1 protein-coding gene is annotated in these 556 nt (G+C 65.3%); it reads left to right on the forward strand.

What is annotated here, in order from left to right; translation table 11 throughout:
- Positions 1 to 65 precede the first annotated feature (65 nt).
- The coding region (locus tag AQJ27_RS00150) for an IS6 family transposase (RefSeq protein ID WP_067359923.1) at positions 66 to 556 on the forward strand (491 nt) is incomplete at its 3' end.

The following is a 556-nucleotide window of genomic DNA, read 5'->3' on the forward strand; positions in this document are numbered from 1 at the left end:
CACTGTCACGTTGGCTGACTGGGTGGGATGATCTCTGTGTTGATCATGCTGGGAGGGGATCGCTGGTGTCGCCTGTGCCGCCGGCGTACAAGGGTCACCGGTACCCGGTCGAGGTGATCTCCCACTGCGTGTGGCTGTACTTCCGCTTCCCTCTGTCCTACCGCGAGGTCGAGGAGCTGATGCTCCAGCGCGGCGTGATCGTCTCCCACGAAACGATCCGCCGCTGGTGCGCCAAGTTCGGCCAGGCCTACGCGAACGGACTGCGCCGCCGCCGTACCCGGCCCGGCGACAAGTGGCATCTGGACGAGGTGTTCATCAAGATCAACGGCGCGCGGAAGTACCTGTGGCGGGCCGTCGACCAGGACGGCAACGTGCTCGACATCCTCGTCCAGAACCGGCGGGACAAGGCGGCGGCCAGACGGTTCTTCCGTCGTCTGATGAAGAAGACCCGGGCGGTGCCGAGGGTGATCGTCACCGACAAGCTGCGTTCCTACGGCGCGGCCCACCGCGAGGTCATGCACTCGGTGGAGCACCGCTCCCACAAGGGACTGAACAA

This window comes from Streptomyces olivochromogenes, assembly GCF_001514115.1.
In the GTDB taxonomy this organism is placed as follows: domain Bacteria; phylum Actinomycetota; class Actinomycetes; order Streptomycetales; family Streptomycetaceae; genus Streptomyces; species Streptomyces olivochromogenes.